The following is a 2,766-nucleotide window of genomic DNA, read 5'->3' on the forward strand; positions in this document are numbered from 1 at the left end:
CCGGCGCCGGTTTCGTACATGCCGCCACCGGCCATCAGGGGCACGATGGACAGCATCTTGGCCGAGGTGCCCAGTTCCATGATGGGGAACAGGTCGGTCAGGTAGTCGCGCAGGATGTTGCCGGTGGCGCTGATGGTGTCCTGGCCGCGGATCACGCGTTCCAGCGTGTAGCGCATGGCACGCACCTGGCTCATGATCTGGATGTCCAGGCCCGTGGTGTCGTGCTCGTGCAGGTACATCTTGACCTTGGTGATCATCTGCGCCTCGTGCGGGCGGTAGGCGTCGAGCCAGAACACCACGGGCATGCCGGAGTTGCGCGCGCGGGTGACGGCCAGCTTGACCCAGTCGCGGATCGCGGCGTCCTTGACCTGGCACATGCGCCAGATGTCGCCCTGCTCCACGTTCTGGGAGAGCAGCACTTCGCCGGTGGCCAGGTCGGTGATGTTGGCCACGCCGTCCTCCTGGATCTCGAACGTCTTGTCGTGCGAGCCGTACTCTTCGGCCTGCTGGGCCATCAGGCCCACGTTGGGCACCGTGCCCATGGTCTTGGGGTCGAAGGCGCCATGCCATTTGCAGAAGTTGATGATCTCCTGGTAGATGCGGGCAAAGGTCGATTCGGGCATCACGGCCTTCACGTCCTTCAGGCGGCCGTCGGCGCCCCACATCTTGCCGCCGTTGCGGATCATGGCGGGCATGGAGGCGTCCACGATGATGTCGTTGGGCGAATGGAAGTTCGTGATGCCCTTGGCCGAGTCCACCATGGCCAGCTCGGGGCGGCCTTCGTGGCAGGCGTGCAGGTCTTTCAGCACCTCTTCGCGCTGCGCGGTGGGCAATGTGGCGACCTTTTCGTACAGGTTGGCCATGCCGTTGTTCACGTTCACGCCCAGCTCTTCAAACAGCTTGCCGTGCTTGGCGAAAGCGTCCTTGTAGAAGATCTTCACGCAGTGGCCGAACACGATGGGGTGCGACACCTTCATCATCGTGGCCTTGACGTGCAGCGAGAACATCACGCCGGTCTTGCGTGCGTCTTCGATTTCCTTCTCGTAGAAAGCGACCAGCGCCTTCTTGCTCATGAACATGCTGTCGATGATTTCGCGGTCCAGCAGCGAGACCTTCTGCTTGAGCACCACGGTCTTGCCGCTCTTGGTGATCAGCTCCATCTTCACGTCGCGGGCGCGGTCGAGCGTGAGGGATTTTTCGCCGTGGTAGAAGTCGCCGCCATGCATGTGCGAGACATGCGAGCGCGAGGCCTGGCTCCACTCGGCCATGCTGTGCGGGTTCTTGCGTGCGTATTCCTTCACGGCCTTGGGCGCGCGGCGGTCCGAGTTGCCTTCGCGCAGCACCGGGTTCACGGCGCTGCCGATGCACTTGGCATAGCGGGCGCGGATGGACTTTTCTTCGTCCGTCTTCGGGTCTTCAGGGAAGTCGGGAATCGCGTAGCCCTTGCCCTGCAGTTCCTTGATACAGGCGATCAGCTGGCCCACCGAGGCGCTGATATTGGGCAGCTTGATGATGTTGGCATCGGCCTGCAGCGTTTTTTTGCCCAGTTCGGCCAGGGTGTTGGGCAGCTTCTGCCCGTCCGCCAGGTAGTCGGGAAACTCACCCAGGACGCGGGCCGCGACCGAAATATCGCTTTCGATCACGTTGATGCCGGCCGGGGCCGTGAAGCTGCGCACGATCGGCAGAAACGACGCCGTTGCCAGGCGCGGTGCCTCGTCGGTCAGGGTGTAGATGATGGTGGGTTGCTGGGTACTCATCTCGTCTCTCAGGTAACAAAAACAGAGGTCATGCTGCCGGCCTGCATCCCGACGCATGTCGTAGGTTTGACGGTATGGGATTTTGCTTGAGACCGCAGGCCGTTAGTGCGGATTTTGCGATGGAATATCGCGATGCGAAATTTTCCACCTTCGAAAGCCACTTTTTTTCAAGTCTTCTACAAGACTGACGCTCCGGCCCGCCGGCCGGCCCATGGAAAAGGGCCCGAAGATCGCTCTTCGAGCCCTTAGAACGTGTTCACGTTCTTAGATGCGCCGGCTTGCGGGCCGTCTTCGACGGCGCCGCGGCGCCATGGAGATCAGGCGAAGTTGGCTTCGGCGAACTTCCAGTTCACCAGGTTGCTCAGGAAGGTCTCGACGAACTTCGGACGCTGGTTGCGGTAGTCGATGTAATAGGCGTGCTCCCACACGTCCACCGTCAGCAGGGCCTTGTCGGCCGTGGTCAGGGGCGTGCCGGCGGCGCCGGTGTTGACGATGTCGACGCTGCCGTCGGCCTTCTTCACCAGCCAGGTCCAACCCGAGCCGAAGTTGCCCACGGCCGACTTGACGAAGGCTTCCTTGAACGCGGCGTAGCTGCCCCACTTGGCGTTGATGGCCGCAGCCAGCGCGCCGCTGGGCTCGCCGCCGCCCTGGGGCGCCATGCAGCTCCAGAAGAAGGTGTGGTTCCAGATCTGCGCCGCGTTGTTGTAGATGCCGCCGCTGGACTTCTTGATGATTTCTTCGAGGCTCATGGCCTCGAACTCGGTGCCCTTTTGCAGGTTGTTGAGGNCTTGACGAAGGCTTCCTTGAACGCGGCGTAGCTGCCCCACTTGGCGTTGATGGCCGCAGCCAGCGCGCCGCTGGGCTCGCCGCCGCCCTGGGGCGCCATGCAGCTCCAGAAGAAGGTGTGGTTCCAGATCTGCGCCGCGTTGTTGTAGATGCCGCCGCTGGACTTCTTGATGATTTCTTCGAGGCTCATGGCCTCGAACTCGGTGCCCTTTTGCAGGTTGTT

1 protein-coding gene and 2 pseudogenes are annotated in these 2,766 nt (G+C 62.2%); all 3 read right to left on the reverse strand.

The features are described 5' to 3' along the window. A partial coding sequence (locus QZH66_RS14825; protein ID WP_305806689.1) for an NADP-dependent isocitrate dehydrogenase occupies nucleotides 1-1,757 on the reverse strand: 1,757 nt, incomplete at its 3' end. A 317-nt stretch (nucleotides 1,758-2,074) separates the two neighbouring features. Then, nucleotides 2,075-2,542: pseudogene (locus QZH66_RS14830) on the reverse strand (Fe-Mn family superoxide dismutase); the annotation flags it as partial. A gap of 2 nt (nucleotides 2,543-2,544) precedes the next feature. Further along, nucleotides 2,545-2,766 (reverse strand): annotated as a pseudogene (locus QZH66_RS14835) (superoxide dismutase [Fe]); the annotation flags it as partial.

The organism is Stenotrophomonas sp. YIM B06876, assembly GCF_030711595.1.
GTDB lineage: Bacteria > Pseudomonadota > Gammaproteobacteria > Xanthomonadales > Xanthomonadaceae > Stenotrophomonas.